Here is a 25,172-nt window from a genome sequence, read left to right as displayed (position 1 = left end):
ATATTAGCAGAAAGGTTTTATACTTTTCCCCATGCAAAAACTCGCTAATATTAAAACTTGAATTATGATTCAAAGACTGATCACCTTTGTAGTTATACTAAGCACTTCATTTCTTTCTGCGCAGAAAAAGACTTTGACCCATGATGACTACGATTTATGGAAGAATATTACTAAAGTAAAAATATCAAATAAAGGAAGACTAATTGTTTCTACAATCCAAACTAATACTAAAAGAGGCGATGGCTATTTAGAAATATATAATACTCAAAGTAAAACTAAATTCACTTATCCAAATGGATATCAGGCTTCAATTTCTTGGGATGAAAACTATGTGGTTTTTAAGAAAAAACCGGCATATCAATTAACTAGAAAAGAAAAAAAGAAAGAGATAAAAAAAGAAAACAGAACAAAGGATGCATTATTGATCTATGATGCAAAAACCAATAGCATTTCAGATTCTATTTTAAGAGTCAAGACTTATAAAATGCCCCAAAAAGAAGAAGGCTGGTTAGTTCTTGAAAAGTATAAAAAGGAAAAAAAGAAAAAGAAAGACGCTTCTGAACAGAAAAAAGACACGTTACAAAAAAATACTTCATTAGCATATAAACAAAATTATGCTCTGGTATATAACTTAGAAACTAAACAAAAAGATACCATACATCAAATAAAAGATTTTACTATTCCTGAGCGAGGAAATACTTTTTATTATACACTTAAAAATAAAAAAGAAAAAGAAAGAGATCTAGGCGTATTTCAATACAATTTAATATCTGGGACAAAGACTGTTATAGATACTACAAAATACATGTATACTAAACTCTCGGTGTATAAAGATGGTAGTCAATTTACATATTTATCAGTTACAGATTCTACAGCAATAGACTCTTTAAAATTTGAACTACATTATTATAAAGATAGAAGATTACAAAAGCTTGTTGATGTTAAGGGTAAACACCTTAGGAAAAATTGGGAGTTGAGTAAGGATCAAACTCCTTTTTTCTCTGAAAACGGAAAACGACTTTACTTATTTTCAAAACCCAGAATTGTATATAGTAAGGACACAACTTTATTAAAAGATGAAATACCTCAAGTAGATGTTTGGAATTGGCAGGATAAGCTGATTCAACCCGAACAGAAATCCAAATTCGAAAAACTTAATAAGAAGGCTTATCTATCGTACTATAATACAGAAACCAAAAACTATATTCATATTCAGGATAATACTATTGATGATGTCATTTTTGATGATGATAGAGAACAGCAATTTGTTTTAGGATCAACGGGATCACCTTATGATGTTAGACGATCCTGGGATTTCCCTCGAACCAAAGATTATTATAAAATTAATACAAATACAGGGCAAAAGCATTTGATAATTGAAAATGTAGGTTCTCGACCATATTTGTCTCCAGACGGAAAATATGCTTTGTATTATGATATGAATACCAAAAATTGGTGGTCAGTTAATTTGCACACCGAACAAAAAACAAATCTTACTAAAGATTTAGAAGTAGCATTTTATGATGAGGATAACGATAGACCTGCGTCACCTTTCCCATATGGGTTTGGAGGTTTTGACAATGAAGGTAATGCCTTGATCTATGATAAATTTGATGTTTGGAAAGTTTTGCTTTCGGGAAATAAAACACCAAGTAATATAACTAAAATCGGAAGACAAAATAATATCCAATATAGAACACAAAGACTAGATTCTGATCATAGAAATTTAGCGTCATATAGTAATAAGGCATTGTTGATTACAAGTTTTGATAAAAAGACAAAAGTTTCTGGTTTATATGTTTTACGAAAGGAAAAACTTATTGAAAAAATAAAACCATTAGAATTCTATATAGGATCTTATAAAAAAGCAAAATATAATGAGGTGTTTACCTATCGAAAGGAAAACTTCACTACTTTTTCTGATCTTTATGTAACAGATGATGGATTTAAAGAATCAAATAAAATCACAGAAATCAATCCACATCAAAAAGATTTTAAATGGGGAACTGCAGAGTTGTTTTCATGGAAAGCATTTGATGGCAAAAAATTAGAAGGAATTCTATATAAACCAGAAGATTTTGACCCATCTAAAAAGTACCCCTTGATCACTTATTTTTATGAGAAAAGATCAGATAGCTATAATTATTATCATATTCCAAGGCCTAGTGCTTCTACGGTAAATGCTTCTTATCTCGTAAGTAATGATTATATCATGTTCGTGCCTGATATTGTTTATGAAGAAGGTAAACCCGGAGCGAGTGCTTATAATTGTATCGTTTCTGGAGTAGAAGCATTAGAAAAATCTGGATATATTGATAGTGATAATATGGCTATTCAAGGTCAGAGTTGGGGAGGATATCAAGTGGCGTATTTAGTTACAGTAACTAATAAATTTAAAGCTGCAATGGCGGGCGCACCTGTGAGTAATATGACTTCTGCATATGGAGGAATCCGATGGCAATCAGGAATGAGTAGGGCTTTTCAATATGAAAAAACACAAAGTCGTATAGGTAAAAATCTATGGGATGGATTTGATTTATATATAGAAAACTCTCCATTATTTGGAATTCCCAAAATAGAAACACCACTATTAATGATGCATAATGATAAAGATGGAGCTGTCCCGTATTATCAAGGTATTGAAATGTTTATGGGAATGCGCAGACTGCAAAAACCAGCATGGTTATTGGTGTATAATGATGAAGCTCATAACCTAAGAAAGATAAAAAACAGACAAGATCTTTCAATACGGATGATGCAGTTTTTTGATCATTACTTAAAAGGTGAACTTGCACCAGAATGGATGACTAAAGGTGTTCCCAGGATACAAAAAGGAAGAGATTTTGGCTATGATCTGGAAACGGTAGGGAAACGGCAAAGCATCACTCCCAGTTCCAATGAATAAGATGCCATTCTACACCATCGGATTTATGAGTAATTAATGTTTTAAAACCTATTGCATAATGCGCTTGTAATGAGCGTAAATTATTTGATGCAACTTCTGTAATAAGGAGACTATAGTTTTGTTGTGATTCTTTTTTGATGGTTTGATACAAACCTCTAAAAATGCCTTGTTTTCGATAGGCTTTGTCAATACAGATTTGCCCCATAACAAAATAAGAGATATGCGCATCTAAATGTGCTTCAATTTGAGTAAACATGGGTTTCAGAATTTCAATATCCTCTTTAAAATCTTTAAGCATACACAGTGCATAGCCAACCACTTTGTTGCCATCTTTGGCGATAACATGTGGTTGTAAAGTATTCATTTTTTTAAGGATTTCAAGATCATGTTGCACGGTAAGAAAGCCTTCTATTTCTTTTTCGCTTTTAGAAATTGATATAGGTAAGTTATTTTGTTGAAGAGTTAAGATTTGTTGTAATTCCTCTTCAGAAGTAACCGTGGTATACGTTATACTCATGATGTATGTGACTATTTAGCGTTTAACCATTTTTCACGTTTGTTTGTGGCTTTTTTACCAGCATTTTGTTGTAATACAATCTCAATTTTTGGATCTGTAGCAAGAGTCATTTCTGTTTCTATCTCTTTTTCAAACCTTTTGTAAGTGATCTTTATTTTTTCTCCAGGAGTATATTTTTTAAGTAATTCTTCCAGTTCTTTTTTATTAGTAAAGGAATCATCATTTATTGCTAAAATAATATCATCTTTATCTAATCCTACTTTATATGCTGGTGTTCCCTTTTTAGGATAATTATTGATTATTGCGTTATTATTTTTATCAAATTTTATTGAGATTCCGTGATATGGTTTTTTAGAATCATTAATTAACGAAACTCCAAACTCAGCAAATAAAGTTTTATAATCAGGGATTTGGCTATCATCAATATATTTTTGGAAGAAATCACTAGCAAAACTTTTTCCAGCATATTCTTTTAAAGTGGTTCGTAAATTATTTTTGGTATATGGAATTTCAGTTTTACCATATTTTTTCCAAACTAGCTTCATATAGTCATCCAGATTAAGGTCATCTTTAAGACTTCTTAGCGATAAATCAAGTGCTAATCCTAATACACTACCATAAGAGTAATATGAAATAAAGGTATTTCCTCGATTTACTGGATCTACTGATGTTGCGGCATCTACAAAAGGAGCCTGATAGCTCATTTCTGTTGGATTAAAATAGGCTCTGGCAGGTGAGTTCCAGACATAATTATAAGATCCTGCTAATCCCTTTATGTATTGCTCTTGACTTAAAATGCCGGCTCTACACAAGATTAAACCGGTATAATAACTGGTAAACCCTTCTGCAAACCATAATTCTCCCGACATATTAGCTTCTTCAAAATTAAAAGGTTCTAATGTTTTTGGTCGTATACGTTCCACATTCCAGGCATGAAAAAATTCATGAGATACAGTACCTATATTTTTTTCCATTCCTTCATTGGCAAGACTACGTGTACTGGTAAGTATTGTAGAATTTCTATGTTCCATACCATCTCCTGATACTTGTGGCATATAACAGGCTAAAAAAGTATATGTATTATTGTCAAACTTTGGATACTCTCCAAATACAGCTTTTTCCTGTACTACAATCTTTTTTATTTTTTCAAAGTAAGTACTGGCCTCTTCTTCTGTGCCAGGGTGATGTAAAGCAAGCTTTATAATATAGTCTGAACCATTGGAAGCTACTTTAAACTCCCGTACTGTATGGTTACTAATTTCTACAGGACTATCCATAAAGTATTGTAGATTAGGAGCACCAAATTTATTCGTTCCCAAAGTCTTGAGTTGGGTAGCTATTTTCCAATTTAGATCTTTTCTAAGATCAAAAGTAATTTCTATCGGTCGATCTTTTAGTTCTGGGGCATATATAAAAGTGGCAGGAATATTAAGATGAGCATGAGTTTCATCAATTTGCGAATAGGTACCATCTGCTCGATCTGCAAATAAAGTATAAGAAACGTTAACAGTACCATCATGTCCCGAGATATCCCATTGATGTGGGTTAGGTCGAGTAGCGGTGATTTTTTTGCCTTTACCATCAGTAACTACTAGATCATAGACATTCTTCGCAAATTCATGCAAAGCATATCTTCCGGGAGATGTTCTACTCATCCTTACAGCAATAGTATCTGCTTTTAGATCTGTTAAAGTTAGTTTTATTTTGGCCTCATGATGGACCGCATTGTCAAAAGATATGCTATATTGATTTTTTGATTGCGAGAAGCCCAATTGTACAAGTAGTATCGCTATTAATATGTGTATGAGTCTCATGGTTTTCGTTTTATTGTTTTTTGATTGTTAGATCAAATTTGTATAGCGATTCCTAAATGATTTTAGACTTTTTTACTATACGCTTTTCATTGTGATTTGACTATGAATAAGTGATGAAATCCAAATATAAGTATTAATTAAAAATCCGTCATTTTTTAAACTGTATTTGTTTTATTTTTGGACTGTTATGCAATTACCGCAAAAGCTTTTTAAAAAACTTCAGCATAGAGAAGAAAATAATGCACTTCGTGAACTTTCAGTACATGAAAGCCGAATCGATTTTTCTTCTAATGACTATCTGGGATTTGCTTCTTCAAAAAGAATTTTTGATCGATCTCATGAGTTCTTAAAAGAGAAAGAAATTTATAAAAATGGAGCAACAGGTTCCAGGTTGCTTTCTGGGAATCATACATTATATCCAGAAACGGAAGTTTTTTTAGCAAAATTTCATAATGCAGAAACTGCTTTGTTGTTTAATTCTGGGTACGATGCTAATGTTGGTTTTTTTTCTGCTGTCCCACAGCGCGGGGATATCATTTTTTATGACGAGTTAATTCATGCTTCTATAAGAGATGGAATACAAATGAGTAATGCCAAATCCTATAAATTTAAGCATAATGACTTAGAAGATTTAGACGTGCACATTAGACGAGTTCAAAATGTGGATGATAAAAATCAGGAAATTTATGTGGTTACCGAATCTGTTTTTTCTATGGATGGGGATACTCCTGATCTAAATGGTTTTGTAGCCTTCTGTAAAAAATATGATTGTCATCTTATAGTTGATGAAGCACATGCAATTGGTGTTCACGGAAAATATGGAGCTGGACGGTTACAACAATTACATCTTGAAGATCAGGTTTTTGCAAGGATTAATACATTTGGTAAAGGAATGGGGTGTCATGGAGCTGTAATTTTAGGCTCATTAGATTTAAAAAGGTATTTAATAAATTTTGCCAGAAGTTTTATCTATACGACAGGATTACCACCGCACGCTCTGGCTACTATCAATATTGCTTATCAGGAACTTTATACGACACCTGAAATAAAAAAACTTGCTGAGAATATTTCTTTCTTTAAAGATAAACTTGAAACACTTGATCTAAAATCACATTTTATTAAAAGTGATTCTGCGATCCATTGCTGTATTATTTCAGGGAATAAGAAAATAAAAGAAATAGCAACCAGAATTCAGGAAAAAGGATTTGAAGTAAAACCTATTTTGTCTCCTACAGTACCCGCAGGTGAAGAGCGATTGCGATTTTGTTTACATTCTTTTAATTCTAGAAAAGAAATCGATGAAGTTCTGGAGTTGTTAGCTACCTTTGTCAATACCTAAAAAAAGGATAGTTATGTCTAGTAAAAAAAAGGGACATCCAAAAAAGATATTCATTACAGGAATAAGTACCGAGGTAGGAAAAACGATAGCTTCTGCTATTGTTGTAGAAGCACTGCAAGCGGATTATTTTAAACCAATTCAGGCTGGGGATTTAGAATTTTCAGATACTGATAAAGTAAGAACATTGGTATCTAATTCAATATCTAAATTTCATAAAAATAGTTATGCTCTAAAAACACCGATGAGTCCTCATGCCGCTGCAGAAATTGACAATATTGTCATTGATCTTGATAAGATAAAACCTCCAAACGTAAACAATGATTTAGTTATTGAAGGTGCAGGAGGGTTATTGGTTCCTTTAAATGATACCAAGACTATTCTCGATATTATTAAACCTGATTATAAAGTTATTGTGGTATCCAGGCATTATTTAGGAAGTATTAACCATACCTTGCTAACTATTCAGGTTTTGAAAGAAAAAGGATATAACGTCTCTATTATTTTTAGTGGAGATGAACATAAAACTACAGAAGATATCATTCAAAAGATGACAGGAGTAAATATCATTGGTCGAATTGAAGATGAACCTTATTTTGATGAAAGAGTGGTTTCTTCATATTCAGAACTGTTTAAAGATGCCCTTGAATCTATTTAGCATAAAAAAATAAATCAAAAAGATATTCGTTTCTACGAAAATACGCTTCATATGACTTTAAAAGAAAGAGATAAAAAACATCTTTGGCATCCTCTCACACAGCATAAAATACATCCCGAAGCATTACCCATCGTAAAGGCAAAAGGAGCTTTGCTATTTGATGAAGATGATAAAACATACATAGATGGTATTGCATCCTGGTATACTGCCATGTATGGGCATTGTAATGATTTTATATTAGAGAAAGTACAAGAGCAAATGCAGCAGTTAGATCAGATTGTATTTGCCGGATTTACGCATAAACCAGCAATAGAGTTATCTGAAGAACTTATCAAAATCTTACCAGATAATCAGGAGAAGATATTCTTTTCTGATAACGGTTCTACTGCAAATGAGGTGGGTATCAAAATGGCACTGCAGTATCATTTTAATAAAGGAGAAAAAAGAAATACGATTATTGCGTTTAAAGATGGGTTTCACGGAGATACCTTTGGAGCGATGTCTGCATCTGGATTATCTGTATATAATGGTCCTTTTGAAGATTTTTTTATTAATGTTAAACGTATTTCGACACCTAATTTTGAAAATATTGATAACGTAATAAAACAATTACAAGCGTATATTAAAACTAATGAAGTAGCAGCTTTTATATATGAACCATTAGTTCAGGGGGCTAATGCAATGCATATGTATGAGGCACGATATTTAGATCAAATCTTAAGTATCTGTAAAGAAAATAATGTGATCACGATTGCCGATGAGGTAATGACCGGCTTCGGAAAAACAGGAAAACTATTTGCATCAGAATATATAGAAACAAAACCAGATATTATTTCGATGTCAAAGGCTTTAACTGCCGGGTTTGTTCCTATGGCGGTTACAAGTTGTACACAAGAAATTTATGATGCTTTTCTTGATGATTCTGTCGGGAAAGCTTTTTTTCACGCGCATACGTACTCTGCAAATCCGATAGCATGCTCGGTAGCATTAGCTGCAGTAGAGTTGTTACAAACAGAAGAATTCCAAAATCATATTGATAGGATAATTAGAGCTCACAAAGATTTTGATACTAGGATAAAAGAGCATTCTAAAGTAAAAACGACAAGACAAAAAGGAGTCATCTATGCTTTGGAATTAAATATAGACATGGATCGATATGGTAAAAAGCGTTATGAAATCTTTGATCATTTTATGCAAAAAGGAATTTTTCTAAGACCACTGGGAAATACAATTTATATTCTGGCTCCATATGTAATTACTGATGAGCAATTGAATAGTGTTTATGATGCTATTGTTGAATTGTTAGATACGATTTAATCTTGAAAAAGCACTATAGACTTTTCTAATTCACCTTTAAATTCCTCTTTGTTATCTATAAAAAAAGCAATAGTTGTAAAGGTTTTTTGTATCCCATAAAGCCCGGTAAGTGTATTTTCTTTTTTCAATCTAATGACCATATTATGAGCTTCTAACTCACCAAAAGGAGATAACTTCCTGGTTTTGGTATCAAATACCATGTCTTTACTAGTGATTTCTATAGCATCAATGTTGGCAATATCGATTATTGTTTCGCTTAGGATTCCATATCGCAAATGCAGTTTGTCTTCTTCAATAGCAATAGGTCTTTTCATTAGAGATTTTAGAAAACCAAAAAGTTGAATACCCGAATACATACTTAATATGGTGGCTATCCAAGCAGCAATAGGACTCCATTTTAAAAGAAGAACATGTAGTACATAAGTTTCAATGGTGATAATAACGATCAATGCAATTAATAAAGAAATGGTTCCACTTTTTTTATGATAACTAAACTCATGTTGTGCTAGTCTTTTCTTTTTCCAATCTATAAAGCCATAATAGACTACTGCAAGCTCCATAGTAAGGAGTGAAGCTATTTTTTTAGGCAAAATTTCATGAGAAGTTTCTTTTAGAGCAGATAAAAAATCAGGTTTTAGTTTTGCATTAGCGTTATATCGTTTTATAGTCTTCCTAACTTTATAAAATAAATACATAAACACCCCTAACTCTACAAAAGGAAAAATCCAGTTTTTTGCCCAATTCAATAAAGACTGGTGTTCTTTTGGAATGATATAAGAAGTGATCAGCATTCCTATCACAAAGAAAGGAATGATAGTGGTTTTAGGAATGTTTTTCTTCTTAATTAATAAAAAATAGAGAATAGGTATAGTAAAAAGAAGGTCAATAGTTATAGCAAAAGAAAGCGTGCCTGGGTTGACCTCGAATATCTTTGATTTTGCGATTAAAACCATTGATAAAATAAGTAGTAAAGGTATTCCAAAAACTATTAAGCTATTGCTCGTTTTCGTTGCTGTATTGATCTTGCTCATATCCTAGTAAATCGATTTGTTCATTGGTAGCGTCAATGATCACATACATTTCTTTATATGTCCATTGATCATTTAGTTTGGTGCCAACCACATATAGTTGTGCTTCTCCATTAGGGCCTTTTATCGGTATTGATATATCTGCAGAACCTACATTGTTTTCATAAGAAAGACTGCCATTCATGATTCCATTAGTCTCTATGGGTTCTCCCAGAATATTTATGACATAGTCGTCTTCGTTTACTTTGGCAATGGCATCTTGTGAAGGTGTTGATTGTGTGATCAATTCACTTACTCCAAATATTACAGAACCTAAAAAGACAAAAAATAAGATAATAATAGTGAGACAACCTCCTAAAGGAACTGCCCATCCCCAATTTCTTGCAAACCAACTTTTATGTTCAATAGTATCCATGGTGTAGTATAAGATTCATTATATAAGTATAGATTGTAACGGTTTTGTTACAATCTATACGTTCTTCTTTTAAATACCATTTCCGAATTGAATCTACCCAATAAAACGATATCTTTTAGCCTTATTCTTCAAAATAAAAGTTAACTGTAGCTATGGCTATACTTAACTTTTATTTTTCGTCTAAGACAAAAATATGTTGTTTTCTTATGAGCAAATTCAAGTCAGAACTGGTATAATGTATTTCAAATTTAATCAAAAAGAAATTCCCCAGCAGCATTCCCCATTTTTCTTTGGTTGTGCCCTACTCCTTCTACAATCTTTAGTTTCCAATTAAATTTGTACCCCATTTGCTTTGCTTTATTCTTAGCAGTTTCAAAAAAGTATTTCGCTCTTGCTAATCTATGTAAACCTTGTTTGTCTACCGTTTTTGATCGTAGTAAAATTCCACCTTTACTATGTTCGTTGTCTAGTTCTCCCACAAAAATGGTTAGTTTTTTGGCAAATGATTTTTTTAGATCTTTATTAGTAAGGTGTGTTTTTTTTGTGCCAAAAGGAAAATGAGTTTCAAAATCTGTCAAGGTATATGATCCAGAGTTTGCGGCTATAATACGATTGGCTTTTGATTTAGGATGAAAAATAGCAAAGCGATGTAAAATTTGTCCACCAGCAGAATGTCCAAAGATATCATATTGTTTCTGAGAGATTTTAAGATGACGGGTCGCGATATCAAACAATCTGTCAAAGTCATTAAAAATCCATTGTTTAGTATTGCTATTAATGTTAAAGGATACCTTTTCTTCATTTAAAAATACTCGATTAGAATTCTGTTCGAATTTGACATTTTCTCTGATGTTTAAATCAGTTAAAATTCCTCCTAAGTGATACCCTTCATATGGATAGTCTTTTTCGGGATAACTTGGAGATAGGATTAGTAGATTGTGTTTTTCTGATTTTTCGATCCAACTATCTCTATAGCTGTCACCATTTCTTCCTGATCCGGGGATTACAATCAGGACTCTTGTTTTTTTACTAAATACTTTTGGTTTGTGATAGAATACCTGAATTATTTTTTCCTCATGTTTAAGGCCGCCTTCAATAGAAAACATACCAGAACCTTCCTGGATTGAAATTTCTTTGTTTTGGCTAAAAGTAAGGTTAAATAATGCAGATGCTAATATGATTCCTAGTGTTATACAAATACGTGTCATTGTAATATCAATTTTAAAATTCTTATCAAAAGTTGGAAAAAACTAATATTGAATTTTGGAAAATCGACGTATTAAAGATTCTTTGGGATGTAAAAATATTCTCAGAATATAAATACAATTGAGCATGTAAACATTAGAATTCATAACGATACAAGAGGTATTCATAGTTTTAGAAATATTCGAGATCATTTTTTCTACTCGAATTTTGTTCGATTTCGTTCGTTAACTTCTAAACCTAATGCTATCTCTTTCAGTTCAAAAGTCATATTTCTAATAGGAAAAGGACGAATATTTCCCAATATGATTACAGTTAAACGATCATCAGTATAGCGATGTAAATTAGACATAAACCCATCCATAGTTCCTCCATGGCGAGTCAAAATGCCTTTTTTGCCCTTATTACGGCCTTGTTGATATTCATGAATACGAAATCCATAACCGTAGTTTCCAAATTCTGAGTTTTCTCCTTTGAATAGAAGCGCTTTACTTTTATCAGATAAGAGTGTGTTTTGATATAGCGCCTGATCCCATTTTAATAAATCTTCAACAGTCGAATAGATATCTCCGCTGCCTAAAGCATAGGAAACAATGTTTTCGTCGTTTTCAATTCCGAATGCTTTTTTATGATATCCCTTAGCTCTGTTTTTGGGTCTATTGGCGATCCTTTCGACACCAGAATTATTCATTTGCAAAGGGTCAAAGGTGTATTCTTGTAATACATCTGCAAAATTTTTTCCAGTAGCGTTTTCGACAGCAATAGCAGAAAGTGTATAGTTAAGGTTAGAATATTGATATTGAGTAGAAGGTGAAAATGATAACGATGAGGTATTTATGATTTGGATGATTTCCTGAGAAGATACATCTTTATTTTCAAAATTTGTGATTCTCTCTAAGTGAGGAGATAATCCGGATTGATGTTTCAGTAAGATGTGTAAGGTTAAATGTTCTGATAATTCGTTCTTGAGGTTGGGGATATATGATTGTATTGGAGCGTGTAGATCTAATATTTCTTTTTCTACCAATTGCATAACGGTGACAGCCACAAAAGATTTAGTCAATGAACCTATTAAAAATTGAGTTTCAATAGTATTCTTGATTTTCTCTTCTCTATTTGAATATCCATATGCACTTTTATGTATTGCTTTTCCTTCTTTAGCAACAATGACTGTACCTTGATAATGATCTTTTTCAACATATTTTTTGATATGATGATCTATCTTTTCAGATATACTTTTGGGGAATTTTTCTTCGGTACGAATACAATCAAAGTTTGTAAGTGTTATTCCAAATACAGAAAAAAGAAATACAAGAATGATGATCTTAGTTGTTGTATTTTTCATATTAAATCAGTGCTTTTTAGTTTATTTATGACAGTTTTATATTTGACTAACAGAATGATTGAATAATAACAATCTCATCCACCTCGAAATATGATAAAATTAAAGAATAGTATAAACAAATATCGATGACTTTGATCTTTAAGATGATATAAAGATTAAATTTTGGTATGAATGTAATTCGTCCTGAGAATCTTCTAATTGAGGAGTGTTTGATAAGAATTTATCGATGCGCAAAATGAATTCATGAATTATTTATTATTTTGGTTTTTATGGTTTTAATTAGAAATGTGTAAATGTTGAATCGGGCAGAAAAAATAACAGAACATATTCAAAATACGAAATGGGCAAAACATTTTATTTTTTGGCTGATAGTGATGTTCAGTTTTATAGCTAGAGATAGAATGCTGGATCAATATTCTTTGATAGCTTCTTTTATAAGGCAATTATGTATGCTTATTCCCCAGCTTATAGGTTCATATCTTTTTGCATATTATTTAATACCCAGATACATTCTAAGAAGAGAGAAATTTTTATATGTCGTAACCAGCATTTTATCCATATATTTTACTAGTGCTTTAGGAAGGGTTTTGATCATTTATTTATCAGAACCATTAATACGAACATATCCTTTTGAACAAGAATCATTATTAGAAATAATACTAGATTGGAAAAAGCTTTTGTTTAACTATTTCCCTTCGGTATATGTAGTGGTATTTACATTTCTTTTCCTGAAATATTTTATCTACTTCGCAAATACAAAACAAGAAGAATTAAAATTAAAAAAAGAAAAAGTAGAAGCAGAACTCCATATCCTTAAAGCTCAGCTAAATCCTCATTTCTTATTTAATACGCTAAATAATATTTATGTTTTGGCAATAGAAAACTCTCCTAAGACAGCATATTCTATAGAACGATTATCAGAAATCTTAGATTATGTTTTATATAGATGCACCGATAAATATGTATCCCTATACGGAGAAGTGAGAATGTTAGAAAATTATATAGCATTAGAGAAATTAAGATATGACGATCGCTTACAGGTGACTTTTAAAAAAGACATATCTCAGGATATCATGATCGCTCCATTGATACTTCTCTCATTTGTAGAGAATGCTTTTAAACACGGTGCAGGAGAAGATAGTGGATCTCCAAAGATTAATATTTCAACAAACTATCAAAACGGATTATTTGTATTTGAAATTTTTAATACTATTCAACCTATAAATATAGATGCTCCCAGAAAAAAAATAGGTCTTACGAATATTAGAAAACAATTAGATTTATTATATCCAAACCAGTATCTTTTAGAAATAGAAAATACTAAAGAAGATGTGTTTTTTGTAAGATTAAAAATAAGGATTATAGATGAAAACTAGATGTTTACTTATAGATGATGAGCCACTGGCTATACGATTATTAGAAAATCACATTTCTAAAATAGAATCCTTTGAAATTGTAGCTAAATGCAATAATGCTATTCAGGGATTGGAAGTATTAAGAACAGAAACTATAGATTTGATGTTTCTGGATATAAAAATGCCTAATATAACTGGATTAGATTTTCTTAAAACATTAAAAACCCCTCCAAAAACTATAATTACTACAGCATATAGAGATTATGCTATAGAAGGATATGATTTAGATATTTTAGACTACTTACTAAAACCCATCACATTCGAGAGGTTTTTTAGAGCAGTCGAACGGTTCTCAAGAGAGGACAATATTAAAATTATAGAAAACAAAAAAGTCCCCAAAAGTGAGGAGCAATCTATATTAGTAAAATCGGGAAATAAATACCATAAAATCTCTATTAATGATATTATATATATTGAAAGCCTTAAAGATTATATAAAGATCCATACGACTAATAAACAAGTTCTGACCAAGTATAAAATTAGCGATATAGAAAAAGAATTAGATAGAGAATTGTTTTTAAGGGTTCATAGGTCATATATCATCAATCTAAACAAAATAACGGCATATACTCATAATGATATTGAGTTAGATGCGATTGAAATCCCAATAGGAGTTAGCTATAAGGAAAAGGTATATGGGTATTTGAATATTAATCGATAAAATTAGCTGTTAATATTAACTCTATTGTAGGCAAAACAGTTGAACAAAACATATCAAACCCCTACATTTGCCAAAAATTAGGCATTGCAACAGATCATATCAATAACAGGGATTTCTTCTATTTCTCCTTTAGGAATTTCTTCTGGTGACATTTGGGGAAAATATAAAGACCCTTCTCACTGTATTTCTTTTGAAGATTTTGGAAGAGAACAAACACCAGTGGCAGTACTGACTGCAGAAGCAAATCGAATGATTAAACAATTAAGAAAAGAGAATGCTCATTATGAAGCATTAGATAACTCTGTTCTTTTTGGAATATTTGCAGCAAGAGAAGCAGTAAAAAACGCCGGTTGGGATGATGATCCAAATTTTGGAATTAACATTGGATCTTCTAGAGGAGCAACAGCACTTTTTGAAAAATATCATCAGGAGTTTTTAGAAACAAATAAGTCATCTACTTTGAGCTCTCCTACAACGACTTTGGGAAATATTTCATCATGGATAGCTCACGATTTACAAACGATAGGGCCTGAAATCAGTCATTCTATAACATGTTCTACTGCTTTACATGCCGTACTTAATGGTGTTGCGTGGTTGCAATCTGGTTTAGCAGATAAGTTTTTGGTAGGAGGTAGTGAAGCTCCGTTAACACCATTTACTATTGCACAGATGAAAGCACTAAAGATTTATGGATCAAATAATGGATTGACATACCCTTGTCAGGCAATGAATTGGAATAAAACTCGAAATTCTATGTTTCTGGGAGAAGGAGCAGCTGTTGCTTGTATAGAAAAAGGAGCAAGAGAAAATGCAATTGCATATATTAAAGGAGTTGGATATGCAACAGAACCATTAAAACACAATATATCGATATCTACTCAAGCAGATTGTTTTCAGAAATCGATGAAAATGGCTTTAGGAAAAACTCCTACAAATGAAGTAGATGCTATTGTCATGCATGCACCAGGAACAGTAAAAGGTGATCAGGCAGAATATAATGCTATACAAGCTGTTTTTGGAGAAAACACTCCCGCCTTGACAACGAATAAATGGAAGATTGGTCATACATTTGGAGCCAGCGGAATTTTAAGTCTCGAACTTGGAGCTTTAATGATTCAACATCAAGAATTTATACCGGTGCCGTTTGTTACATATGATAAAATTCCAAAACAATTGAATAAAATAATAATAAATGCTGTAGGTTTTGGAGGTAATGCAGTTAGCATTTTATTAGAAAAACCCTTTAAATATTAACAAAGTTTATCATTTCATTGTTATTAAAAACCACGAATTTGATGTTTCTTCGTTGTGTTTTTTGATTAGAAACAATTACTTTTGAGGACTCACAATACCTTTTTTATGAGCGTTATTAGACACGATTGGACAAAACAAGAGATTCTAGATATTTATAATTCACCAATGATGGACTTGCTGTACAAAGCAGCTACGATCCATCGTCAGTATCATGATCCAAATACAGTACAGGTATCAACTCTGTTATCGATAAAGACAGGAGGATGTCCCGAAGATTGTGGATACTGCCCTCAGGCAGCTAGATATCATACTGATATCGAAGGAAATGATCTAATGAGTGTACAACAAGTAAAGGCGCAAGCACTTCGTGCTAAGGCTTCTGGAAGTTCCAGAGTGTGTATGGGAGCAGCTTGGCGTAATGTTAAAGATGGCCAGGAGTTCGAAGATGTGCTAGAAATGGTTCGTACGATCAATAAGCTCGAAATGGAAGTGTGTTGTACGTTAGGAATGATTACAGAAAATCAGGCACAACGATTAGCAGAAGCGGGTTTATATGCTTACAATCATAACTTAGATACCTCAGAAGAATATTATAAAGAAGTAATCTCTACAAGAGGATATGAAGATCGTTTAAAAACGATTGATAATGTTCGTAAAACAAATGTAACGGTTTGTAGTGGTGGTATTATTGGAATGGGAGAAGAAGTAGAAGACCGTGCAGGAATGTTAGTGGCATTATCAAAGTTAAACCCACAACCAGAATCTGTACCGATAAATGCCTTGGTAGCTGTAGAAGGAACACCTATGGAAGAAGAAAAACCGGTAGCTATATGGGATATGATAAGGATGGTAGCTACTACCCGAATTATTATGCCACAGACACAGGTGAGATTATCTGCAGGAAGAACAGAAATGAGTAGAGAAGGACAAGCCATGTGTTTCTTTGCGGGAGCAAACTCTATTTTTGCAGGAGATAAGTTATTGACTACTCCTAATCCAGATGTGAATGCCGATATGGAGATGTTTAAATTACTAGGACTTAATCCACAAAAACCATTTGTCAAAAAAGCACAGCCAGAAACAATAGAAGCAGAAGATTCAAAATATGAACCTATAGGCGAAAAACCTAAATGGTCAAGACCTGAACATACTATTGAAAGAAATGAGGCAGCAAAACAAAAAGCTAAAGGAGTAATAGCTGATAAATAAGATAATCTTTATTGTTAAGGGAAAAGATATATCGATTAATACATTGTTGTTTTAATTGTTAAATCTACTATATGTTATTAGTAGTATTTCCAATTATTATTTGTAGTGAAATTAAATTTAGAGCAAATACCAAGGGTAAAAACAATTACCAAAGAGAAGTTTCTTAAAGACCATGTCGAGTTACAAAAACCAGTCGTAATAGAAAGGTTGATTGAAGATTGGACAGCATATAAGAAATGGAATTTGTCTTATATCAAAACATTGGCAGGACATAAAACGGTGCCAATATATGATGATAGACCGGTTTCCTCAGAACGTAAATTTAATGAGGCACATACAAGTATGAAAATGAGTGAATATATTGATTTGCTCAAAAAAGAACCAACCAACTACCGTATTTTTTTATATAGCCTACTTAAAGAAGTACCAGAACTTCAGAATGATTTTACATATCCTGATGCGATAGGATTAAAATTCATGAAAAAATTACCATACTTATTTTTTGGTGGTGGTGGTTCCAAAGTTTTTATGCATTATGATATAGATTTAGCAAATATTCTTCATTTTCATTTTCATGGAGAAAAACAATGCATATTATTTCCTCCTTCAGAGACAAAATATTTATATAAAGTACCGCACTCATTAATATCTCATCAAGATATAGATTTTGAAAATCCAGATTTTGAAAAATGGCCTGCATTAAAAAATGCCAAAGGATATATTACAAATTTAAAGCATGGAGAAACACTTTATATGCCAGAAGGATACTGGCATCAGATGACATATCTAACACCAGGTTTTTCTATGAGTATCCGTTCTGTCCCAAAAAAGACAACTAATTTTATTGAAGCTACTTATAATGTCTTTATTATGCGATATCTGGATAATTTTATGCGAAAAACTAGAGGTCAAAAATGGATTCAGTATAAAAATAATAAAGCCATATCCAGAACTAATAAAAGGAATGGATGATATTTTTAACATTTCTTCTTTCGAGATGTAGTTTTTTTATTGCAACAAAACAGCTTTTTATTGGTCAATAAAGATGATAACTCTTGGAACCTTAGATTGGTACAGATTTATTTAACCATATGAAGCTAGAAATAATTAATAATCAAAACCTGTGCTCATCTTTGATAAACAGGTGGTTATAGATTCCCATAAAAGAGATAAGTTACGGTTGTATTAAGATAAAAGAATTAAGAAAAAAATGAATGTTGCTCATCTTTTTTTGCTGATTACTGTTTCTCAAGGATTTATTTTTGGTTTTGCAATTCTTTTCTCTCCTTTTTATAAAAGTCAGGTCAATAATTACTTAGGATATGCTATACTGGTTTTGGCTTCATTAATGCTTAATTGTTTACCTTGATGCTATTGATGTATTTGTTAAATACCCAAAATTTATGATATTATATGATATCGAATGGGTATTCTTATTTCCGGTTTTTTTCTTTCTTTATTTTTTAAAATCAATCAATCATGATTTAGGGAAGAGTAAGAAACTGTTTTGGTTATATATGCCTTTTATTTTTTCTGTTGTCATTAATGTAATTTTTAATCTCGAATATGCTTATTCCTGGAAATATAAAGAGCTTGTATACGATTTGATTTTTGATTTTCAAGAATTAGGCTACTATTCATTCAATTTCATTCTCGTTATTTGGTCCTATAAAATTCTTAAAGAAGAAAAGTATAGAATGCATCCCAATAGTAGATGGTTGAAAAAATTGTGTGTTTGGATATTTTTCTTAGTAACCTCATGGATTATAATAGATATTATCGACATGATTTTTAATATAGGTTATGAAATTGGCATATCTATTATATGTACAGTGGCTTCAGTATTTGTGTTTTGGGTTGTGTATTATGGAATTTATACATTAAAACTAACCAATGATCAAAAAAATATTATAAGTGATGTTAACAATGGAACTTTACATGTAAACCTTACAGAAGTTCATGATAATACACAACAGGAAGTACCAACGAATACAGGTGCTTCATTTTCAGAAGATAATAGATATTTCTTAAAGTTAGAAAACCTTCTTCAAAATGATCATATTTATAGAGATCCTAATTTGAGCCAGGAAATTATAGCTAAACTATTAAATATAAGTTCTGGGTATCTATCACAGATTGTAAATGATATTACAAAAAAGAATTTTACTGTATATATCAATTCTTACAGAGTAAAGGAGGTAAAGGATATGATTCTTAATGCAGAGTTTGATAAGTATAGTTTATTAGCTATAGGTTTAGAGGCTGGTTTTAAGTCGAAAACTACATTTTATACCTCGTTTAAAAAAGAAACTGGATTGACTCCCAGCCAGTTTAGATCTAAAAACAAAAAGGTTCCGATTTTTTAAATTTTAATAATCTCGAACGTTGATTTCATACATCCTACCTAGTTTTGATGAGAATTAGATACAATATCGATCTATTCGTAAACTGATAACGGTGAGCAGGTAGAAACTTCATATCACCCTTTTTCAAATATTTTTTCGATACAATTGATTGATTTTTGATTTGTCAGTGAAATGTAACTCTTAAATATAAAACTAGTATGAATTCGAATTCGCACAACAATATCAAAATAGAAGTAATTAAAAACTTTAAAAGATGCTTTTTGCTCTTATTGATGGTTTTTTTCATGGCTTGTCAATCTGATGATGATCAGCCACAGCCAGAAGCAACTAAAAATGGTTTTTGGTTAGCAGCAGACAAAGGATATATCATTGAAATTAATGATAATAAAAGTGTATTGTATAATATAAATAAGGCTGGATGTGCCGTGGTAGAAGATGATTTTGTTGCAGAAGAATCTTTTGGAATTTCTCTGGATCTTATCAATGCTAACGAATTGATAGGCAGATCAGAGCTTATAGCATCAGATATTAAGTTTACTAGGTTATTAAATCAAAATGAATTTTGTCTTCCTGATCAGCTTTCTAAAACTGATGATCCAAAGGTTAATTTTGATCATTTTTGGAATATTTTTAATGATTATTATGTTTTTTTTGAAACTAGAAATGTAAACTGGTCTCAATACGAAAGTTTAAGAGATCAGGTAACTTCAGAGAACTTTTATGATGTTGTGATAGAGTTAATTTTCCTTTTTAAAGATGGGCATGTAGCTATTGAAGATGAAGCAAATGGTATCGAAATTAATTCTGGTTTACCTAGTTTGTTAGAACGATTAAATTCTAGTTTAAGTGGGGATCTCATTATTGATTCTGAAGAAGATTATGATAGACTTTATACTCAACGATTAGAAACTATTGGGGCAGCATATTTAGGCAATAAATTTGAAGCTGATGAAAGCGAAAATATAGCTTGGGGACTGATTAATGATAATATAGCATATATTAATGTTTTTGGTATGGCGGGTTATAGTACGAATGAAAAGAATGAACTGGAAACATTAAACACAGTATTAGATAGAATGATGAATGATCTTGAAGATTCTGGAATTTCTAAGTTAATACTGGATATTCGTTTTAATGAAGGAGGATATGATATGGTTTCTGTTAATATCGCTTCACGATTTGTAGATCAGGAGCAAGTAGTATTTTCTAAAAAAGCGAGATTAGGAGATAGTTTTACAGAAAGCACATCAATATCTGTGACCCCAAAAGGTGATTTTCAATTTACAGGAGATATTATAGTATTAACAAGCCCTTTGACAGCAAGTGCAGCAGAGATTTTTACGCTTTGCATGAAAGATTTGCCATATGTTACGATAGTTGGTGATAATACAAATGGAGTTTTTTCGGATATTTTAACACATACGTTACCAAATGGAGCCTTAATAGGACTGTCTAATGAAGTGTATAGCGATGCGAATGGAAAAGTATTTGAAACAATCGGTGTTGGACCAAGTGAAGAGAATAGAGTTCCGTTATTCTCGAATGATGATTTTATTGAAGAAAAAGATAGTGGAATTGATTTGGCAATAGAAATATTAAATAAGACACGTTAAAATCAAAAACCTCAAAGGATGTCATAATGATATCTTTTGGGGTTTCTTAGCCAAAAAGCTCATTCATTTTTTCATAAACAAGATGTGTCTCCCAACCTCGATATAAAAGGTAATCAACTAGTTTTTTGCGTTTTTTGCTATTATTTTGTTCGGTAATACTATGATATTTTTTTTCTGAGAGAGCATGAAAGGTTTCAAAATAATCCTTTTCAGGAATTTCTTTAAGCGCAGTTTTTATATTGTAAGCAGAGATATCACGAAATTTAAGCTCTCTTACAATACGTTGTTTTCCCCATTTTTTAATAGTAAACTTTCCTCGTGCAAAACTTTTAGCAAAACGTTCTTCATTAAGAAAATTATGTTCTAAGAGATGTAGTATGATTTTTTCCTTGGCCTCTGGGATTAGCATCATTGTTTTGAGCTTACTTTCGATATCCTTATGACATCGTTCCTGGTAAGCACAATAATGCTCCATTTTTGCTATTGCTTCAGCAACGGTTACAGATTTAACTGGGTTCTTGTACATGGTTACAAATGTACAGTACTTATTAAGATTTGTGAAAAACTAAGCTTCCAAAATTAATAACCTATTTGTAATTACATCTTTTTTAGAAATTTTATATTCTTTGAGAAAGTTTATAATTTTTTCTTCTTCAGGCTTACCTTTAAGGTCCATTAATAACCTTTTTTTGGTTAACTTTTTAAGGTCTATGGGAGCATATTTGGTTTTAAAATAATAAGTGTCTAATATCGACCAGTTTGGAAATATCCTTCTGTTTTCTTTGTAGATGTGTAACCATTCATTAAAACCATCAAACTCACAAGAATTTCCGTTGGGGAGCATAGTAAAATGAAAAGGGTCTATTTCATGGTTGAGACTTAGATTTGAAACTATAATCTGTTTAAGTTCTTCTTCATTAATAGGATTAGAAGTGTAAAATAGGAGTGTTTCTAACTTATGAATAAGATCATAGGCTTCGATTTTACCCATTCCGTTAAATTTTTTTAAGATGCTGTACAGTAATTTTTTTTCATCATTCATGGTTGTTAGTTTTAAGATATAAAAAAGGTGATATTATTTAGAGGTTTCTGGACGAGAAGAATTCCTCTATATTCATAAAGAAAATAGAGGAATTTGAACTCACTAAACTCACTTCATTAGCTTACTCACTAATATTTTGCCTTTCTGGATTACTATAGTTTTTCATTTTAAAATCGAAAATGATTCATGATAAGGTTTCGGTTTAAATAATTCTGATCCATTCTTCTTTTCGATTTTGTATTGGATCCAGAAAGCTTAGGTAATACTTTATAAGATTAATACTATTGCTTCTAAAATGGCTAAGATCTCAGAAGCATCAATTGATAGATAAGGTGTTTGATTCTTTTAAATTTTGTACAATTTGACCTCCAGTAGTGTTTATTAATTCTCCTGTATCTAATGCAGCAAATTGATGTAAAATTTTCATGTTTTTGATTTTTGAAACCTATCTATAAAGAGGCGGATTGATGAATAAAATGATTTAATAAATTATAGATTTATAAGGAACCTTAAGTTGTTTAAAGCCTCAACAAGTTTTTTTAACTCTGGACATTCAACATCCTCTCCTCCACAACCTCCGTTGATTGTTTTTACTTCTTTTGATGATAATGATGTGTATTGATCTAAGATTTGATTTTTCATGGGTTTTGATTTTGTGTTATCAGTGATTTTTGATTTATAATACAATGATATGATCTAGTTGTCTCATTATATGAGACTATGGTTTTTTGTTTTTTTAGAGCAGATTTTAATTCTTTGAAGCATCAATATGATCTGATATCAAAAATTGAATTTATGAGTATTTCTCTCTCGCAATACAATCATACATTGAGATTGTATCATCTATTGAGATTGCTGTTTTTTTTACTCATATTATCAATCAAAAAAGGAGTTTTGTATTCATACAAAACTCCTTTTGTAATGACGAATCTTTTGATTCCTAGCGATTTTATAATTTTATTGAAAAAATTCCTTGTTGGTAGAGTACAGCTTGCTTTGGTTTAAAGAAGAGAATCTACGTGGTTTAATTTTTTCATTTTAAAAGATATTTAGATTATTTTTCTCCAACAGTAAGAGCAAATTCAACAATTGCCATTGCTGCGTCAATAATCGCATCTGTAACATCTTCTATAAAGTCACAAATACCACAACCACCATTAATTTCAGTTAATTCGGTCTCGTTTAAACTTTCAAATTCATTTAAGTTTTTCATAATTTTTAAATTTTAATGATTATTACTTTTTTGGTTTACTAATACATTTTCTTTCGTCAAATTAATGTGTTAGTATGTTTTTGTTGCAACGGTATCCCAAAGCATTATATGATGCTTTTTGGATACATCAATAGTAAGAAACCGTAGTCTCATTATTTGAGATATGATAGAAGTTTACATGCCTGCTTTTAGAACTTGATGTTTTGAGGATGTTATTCTTAACTGGCCTCTAATTGGCAAGTGAGTTTTGAGATATTACTAATGTTTATCAAAAGAAACCTCAAAACATTATATACTGAGGTTTCATTTTAAAAGATCATTAGCAATTTTATTTTGGAATTACCTTTTTTTGGATAAAAGATTATTAGATAATTTTATGTAAAAAGTCAATCAATACAAGCGCAATCATTATAATAGATACAATAGCTAAGATAATTTTAATAGATTTCTCAATTTTCACTTGTTTATTTATGTAATGAAAACCACCAAGAAGAACAGGGATTAATATTAAATAGAACATTGTGTTTTTTTATAGTGCAATACTACTATCAAGTTGTCTCATTTTATGAGAATGAAGAATTGAGAAACAATTTTAGCCTACGGATCATTTTACCATAAAATAGATATCCCCAGGTTAAATTGCATCTTTTTTTCAAGGGTAGAATATTCTGGAATAAAACCAAATGTTTTATAGGTTAAACCAACATTAGACATTAAGTTTATTTTTCTTTGTGAGTTAGAGTAAATTTTATAGGCGGTATTAAACTCAGTTGCAAATCCAAAGTCACTTTTGTTGGTTGTGAACGATAGATTTGTGGGTTGTGACCAAAAATGTAATCCTGTTGATACCCATAACTTGTCATCATAAAATTTATAATTCATGATTTTAAAACCTCCTGCCAAGAACCAGGAATTTTTATTATGAGACTGTCTTAAATAGGAGTGGATTTTTAATCTATTATTTACAATCAACCAAAAATTCTCATCGATAAAACCACCATATGGAGCCATTGTATACCCTAATCCTAAATTGAATTTAGAATTTTTAGAAAGTGTAAAATTGTTTTTTCCAATGAGTATTGGATTTAATAGGTTTAATAAAGAAAAGAAACCTACTTTTTTTATGAATTTCTTCTCCTCTTTGGTTAAGTCATCATGATCTGTATACCTATAGAATTCACTATTAGGTCTATGTAGATGCCTTACTGCGCCATAAAGATCATGCCCAACAATGTCTCTGTCTAATTCATTACTTTCTTCTTTTATGCTGGGAGAAAGCTTCGGGATTAAAGTGGTAAGATAATATCCTATTAATGCTAGTTTATGAGTATGATACTCGATGTTTAGATTTTCAAAACTGTCTTCCTCAAGAGCAATTAAACTTTCAGTCTTAGTAATTATAGAGAAGTCTGATTCTAGCCCAGCAGTATGTAGTCGTATATAATTGGGTAAGTCTGTATCACGAAGATTCTGTAAGGTGATATCGGTAACGCCTTTGACGTATGCTGCTCCTTCAAAAATTGAAAATGGTTGCGAAATAGCACCGATATTTAGTTGTGTCAAAACAGATCTATGCCCTTCCTCATGAGTGATTAGAAGTCCTAAAAAGGATGTCCCAAGCTGTAAAATTTTACCAGCTGTAGAAGGCTTTTGGTTTACAAAACGTGATAATATTCTGTATCCAGATAGATAGTTCTCATTATTTTGCCTCATGGTGAGATAATTCTCACCGTCAATCATAGTAAAGTTGTATAGTTTTAAAGACTCAGTTGTATGAATAGAATCTTTTTGTCCGTAAGTAAAATTATATATTAACAGACATGTAAGTACAATTTTATTGATTTGGGAAAGCATTTTTTTG

At 31.3% G+C, this 25,172-nt stretch carries 22 protein-coding genes; 11 read left to right on the top strand and 11 right to left on the bottom strand.

The annotated features are described in order from the left end of the window. Nucleotides 1–64: 64 nt before the first annotated feature. Entirely contained in the window at nucleotides 65–2,905 is a 2,841-nt protein-coding gene (locus FOF46_RS06235; RefSeq protein WP_143915854.1) for an alpha/beta hydrolase family protein, read from the top strand. On the opposite strand, the gene FOF46_RS06230 is transcribed toward FOF46_RS06235, so the two are convergent. Then, complete coding sequence (locus FOF46_RS06230) at nucleotides 2,883–3,422, bottom strand: GNAT family N-acetyltransferase (RefSeq protein WP_109435049.1); 540 nt, start codon at nucleotides 3,420–3,422, stop codon at nucleotides 2,883–2,885. The genes FOF46_RS06235 and FOF46_RS06230 overlap by 23 nt on opposite strands. An 11-nt stretch (nucleotides 3,423–3,433) precedes the next feature. Beyond that, complete coding sequence (locus tag FOF46_RS06225) at nucleotides 3,434–5,236, bottom strand: M61 family metallopeptidase (RefSeq protein WP_143915853.1); 1,803 nt, start codon at nucleotides 5,234–5,236, stop codon at nucleotides 3,434–3,436. Nucleotides 5,237–5,423: 187 nt separating this feature from the next. Between FOF46_RS06225 and FOF46_RS06220 the strand changes: the two genes are divergently transcribed. The 3 genes from FOF46_RS06220 to bioA are packed head-to-tail and all read left to right on the top strand — an operon-like array spanning nucleotide 5,424 to nucleotide 8,547. Then, nucleotides 5,424–6,575, top strand: a complete 1,152-nt coding sequence (locus FOF46_RS06220) for an aminotransferase class I/II-fold pyridoxal phosphate-dependent enzyme (RefSeq protein WP_143915852.1) — start codon at nucleotides 5,424–5,426, stop codon at nucleotides 6,573–6,575. 13 nt (nucleotides 6,576–6,588) lie between these two features. Continuing rightward, a complete protein-coding gene (gene bioD, locus FOF46_RS06215; protein WP_143915851.1) occupies nucleotides 6,589–7,230 on the top strand; it encodes a dethiobiotin synthase in 642 nt (213 codons plus the stop codon). 51 nt (nucleotides 7,231–7,281) lie between these two features. Then, complete coding sequence (bioA, locus tag FOF46_RS06210; RefSeq protein ID WP_143915850.1) at nucleotides 7,282–8,547, top strand: adenosylmethionine--8-amino-7-oxononanoate transaminase; 1,266 nt, start codon at nucleotides 7,282–7,284, stop codon at nucleotides 8,545–8,547. Here the strand turns inward: bioA and FOF46_RS06205 are convergent. The 4 genes from FOF46_RS06205 to FOF46_RS06190 form a co-directional block, all read right to left on the bottom strand. Beyond that, entirely contained in the window at nucleotides 8,544–9,578 is a 1,035-nt protein-coding gene (locus FOF46_RS06205) for a hypothetical protein (protein WP_143915849.1), read from the bottom strand. The genes bioA and FOF46_RS06205 overlap by 4 nt on opposite strands. Further along, a complete protein-coding gene (locus tag FOF46_RS06200) occupies nucleotides 9,541–9,990 on the bottom strand; it encodes a cytochrome c oxidase assembly factor Coa1 family protein (RefSeq protein WP_109435055.1) in 450 nt (149 codons plus the stop codon). Before FOF46_RS06200 ends, FOF46_RS06205 begins: the two co-directional genes overlap by 38 nt. Before the next feature lie 248 nt (nucleotides 9,991–10,238). Continuing rightward, a complete protein-coding gene (locus tag FOF46_RS06195; protein WP_244299580.1) occupies nucleotides 10,239–11,198 on the bottom strand; it encodes a hypothetical protein in 960 nt (319 codons plus the stop codon). A gap of 194 nt (nucleotides 11,199–11,392) precedes the next feature. Next, nucleotides 11,393–12,538, bottom strand: a complete 1,146-nt coding sequence (locus FOF46_RS06190) for a serine hydrolase domain-containing protein (protein ID WP_143915848.1) — start codon at nucleotides 12,536–12,538, stop codon at nucleotides 11,393–11,395. 293 nt (nucleotides 12,539–12,831) lie between these two features. Between FOF46_RS06190 and FOF46_RS06185 the strand changes: the two genes are divergently transcribed. The 7 genes from FOF46_RS06185 (at nucleotide 12,832) to FOF46_RS06155 (ending at nucleotide 21,056) form a co-directional block, all read left to right on the top strand. Beyond that, on the top strand, nucleotides 12,832–13,914 hold the full coding sequence (locus FOF46_RS06185; RefSeq protein WP_244299579.1) for a sensor histidine kinase: 1,083 nt from the start codon (nucleotides 12,832–12,834) through the stop codon (nucleotides 13,912–13,914). Then, nucleotides 13,904–14,614, top strand: coding sequence for a LytR/AlgR family response regulator transcription factor (locus FOF46_RS06180; protein ID WP_143915847.1), 711 nt, complete (start codon nucleotides 13,904–13,906; stop codon nucleotides 14,612–14,614). The genes FOF46_RS06185 and FOF46_RS06180 overlap by 11 nt, the downstream gene beginning before the upstream one ends. 84 nt (nucleotides 14,615–14,698) lie before the next feature. Beyond that, nucleotides 14,699–15,868: a beta-ketoacyl synthase N-terminal-like domain-containing protein gene (locus FOF46_RS06175; protein WP_109435058.1), complete on the top strand. Its 1,170-nt coding sequence runs from the start codon at nucleotides 14,699–14,701 to the stop codon at nucleotides 15,866–15,868. A gap of 105 nt (nucleotides 15,869–15,973) precedes the next feature. Beyond that, the gene (bioB, locus tag FOF46_RS06170; RefSeq protein ID WP_143915846.1) at nucleotides 15,974–17,077 is read left to right on the top strand and encodes a biotin synthase BioB; all 1,104 of its coding nucleotides are present in this window, start codon (nucleotides 15,974–15,976) and stop codon (nucleotides 17,075–17,077) included. 105 nt (nucleotides 17,078–17,182) lie between these two features. Continuing rightward, on the top strand, nucleotides 17,183–18,049 hold the full coding sequence (locus tag FOF46_RS06165) for a cupin-like domain-containing protein (RefSeq protein WP_143915845.1): 867 nt from the start codon (nucleotides 17,183–17,185) through the stop codon (nucleotides 18,047–18,049). A 431-nt stretch (nucleotides 18,050–18,480) separates the two neighbouring features. Next, a complete protein-coding gene (locus FOF46_RS06160; RefSeq protein ID WP_143915844.1) occupies nucleotides 18,481–19,443 on the top strand; it encodes a helix-turn-helix domain-containing protein in 963 nt (320 codons plus the stop codon). 197 nt (nucleotides 19,444–19,640) lie between these two features. Beyond that, nucleotides 19,641–21,056, top strand: coding sequence for a S41 family peptidase (locus FOF46_RS06155; protein WP_143915843.1), 1,416 nt, complete (start codon nucleotides 19,641–19,643; stop codon nucleotides 21,054–21,056). 46 nt (nucleotides 21,057–21,102) lie between these two features. On the opposite strand, the gene FOF46_RS06150 is transcribed toward FOF46_RS06155, so the two are convergent. The 5 genes from FOF46_RS06150 to FOF46_RS06135 all read right to left on the bottom strand — a co-directional run bounded on the left by FOF46_RS06150 (nucleotide 21,103) and on the right by FOF46_RS06135 (nucleotide 25,165). Then, nucleotides 21,103–21,582: a regulatory protein RecX gene (locus FOF46_RS06150; RefSeq protein WP_109435063.1), complete on the bottom strand. Its 480-nt coding sequence runs from the start codon at nucleotides 21,580–21,582 to the stop codon at nucleotides 21,103–21,105. A 39-nt stretch (nucleotides 21,583–21,621) separates the two neighbouring features. Continuing rightward, nucleotides 21,622–22,098 carry a hypothetical protein gene (locus FOF46_RS06145; RefSeq protein ID WP_143915842.1) on the bottom strand — a complete coding sequence of 159 codons (477 nt, stop codon included), beginning with the start codon at nucleotides 22,096–22,098 and terminating at the stop codon, nucleotides 21,622–21,624. Between the two features lie 489 nt (nucleotides 22,099–22,587). Then, nucleotides 22,588–22,740: a hypothetical protein gene (locus FOF46_RS31395; RefSeq protein ID WP_160114072.1), complete on the bottom strand. Its 153-nt coding sequence runs from the start codon at nucleotides 22,738–22,740 to the stop codon at nucleotides 22,588–22,590. 412 nt (nucleotides 22,741–23,152) lie between these two features. Further along, a complete protein-coding gene (locus tag FOF46_RS06140; RefSeq protein WP_109435065.1) occupies nucleotides 23,153–23,311 on the bottom strand; it encodes a ComC/BlpC family leader-containing pheromone/bacteriocin in 159 nt (52 codons plus the stop codon). A 609-nt stretch (nucleotides 23,312–23,920) separates the two neighbouring features. Continuing rightward, nucleotides 23,921–25,165 carry a hypothetical protein gene (locus FOF46_RS06135; RefSeq protein WP_109435066.1) on the bottom strand — a complete coding sequence of 415 codons (1,245 nt, stop codon included), beginning with the start codon at nucleotides 25,163–25,165 and terminating at the stop codon, nucleotides 23,921–23,923. Between the last annotated feature and the right edge of the window lie 7 nt (nucleotides 25,166–25,172).

This window comes from Aquimarina algiphila (genome assembly GCF_007489275.1).
Lineage (GTDB): Bacteria > Bacteroidota > Bacteroidia > Flavobacteriales > Flavobacteriaceae > Aquimarina > Aquimarina algiphila.
The sequence above is the reverse complement of the archived record's forward strand: the minus strand, read 5'-3'. Positions and strand labels throughout refer to the sequence as shown.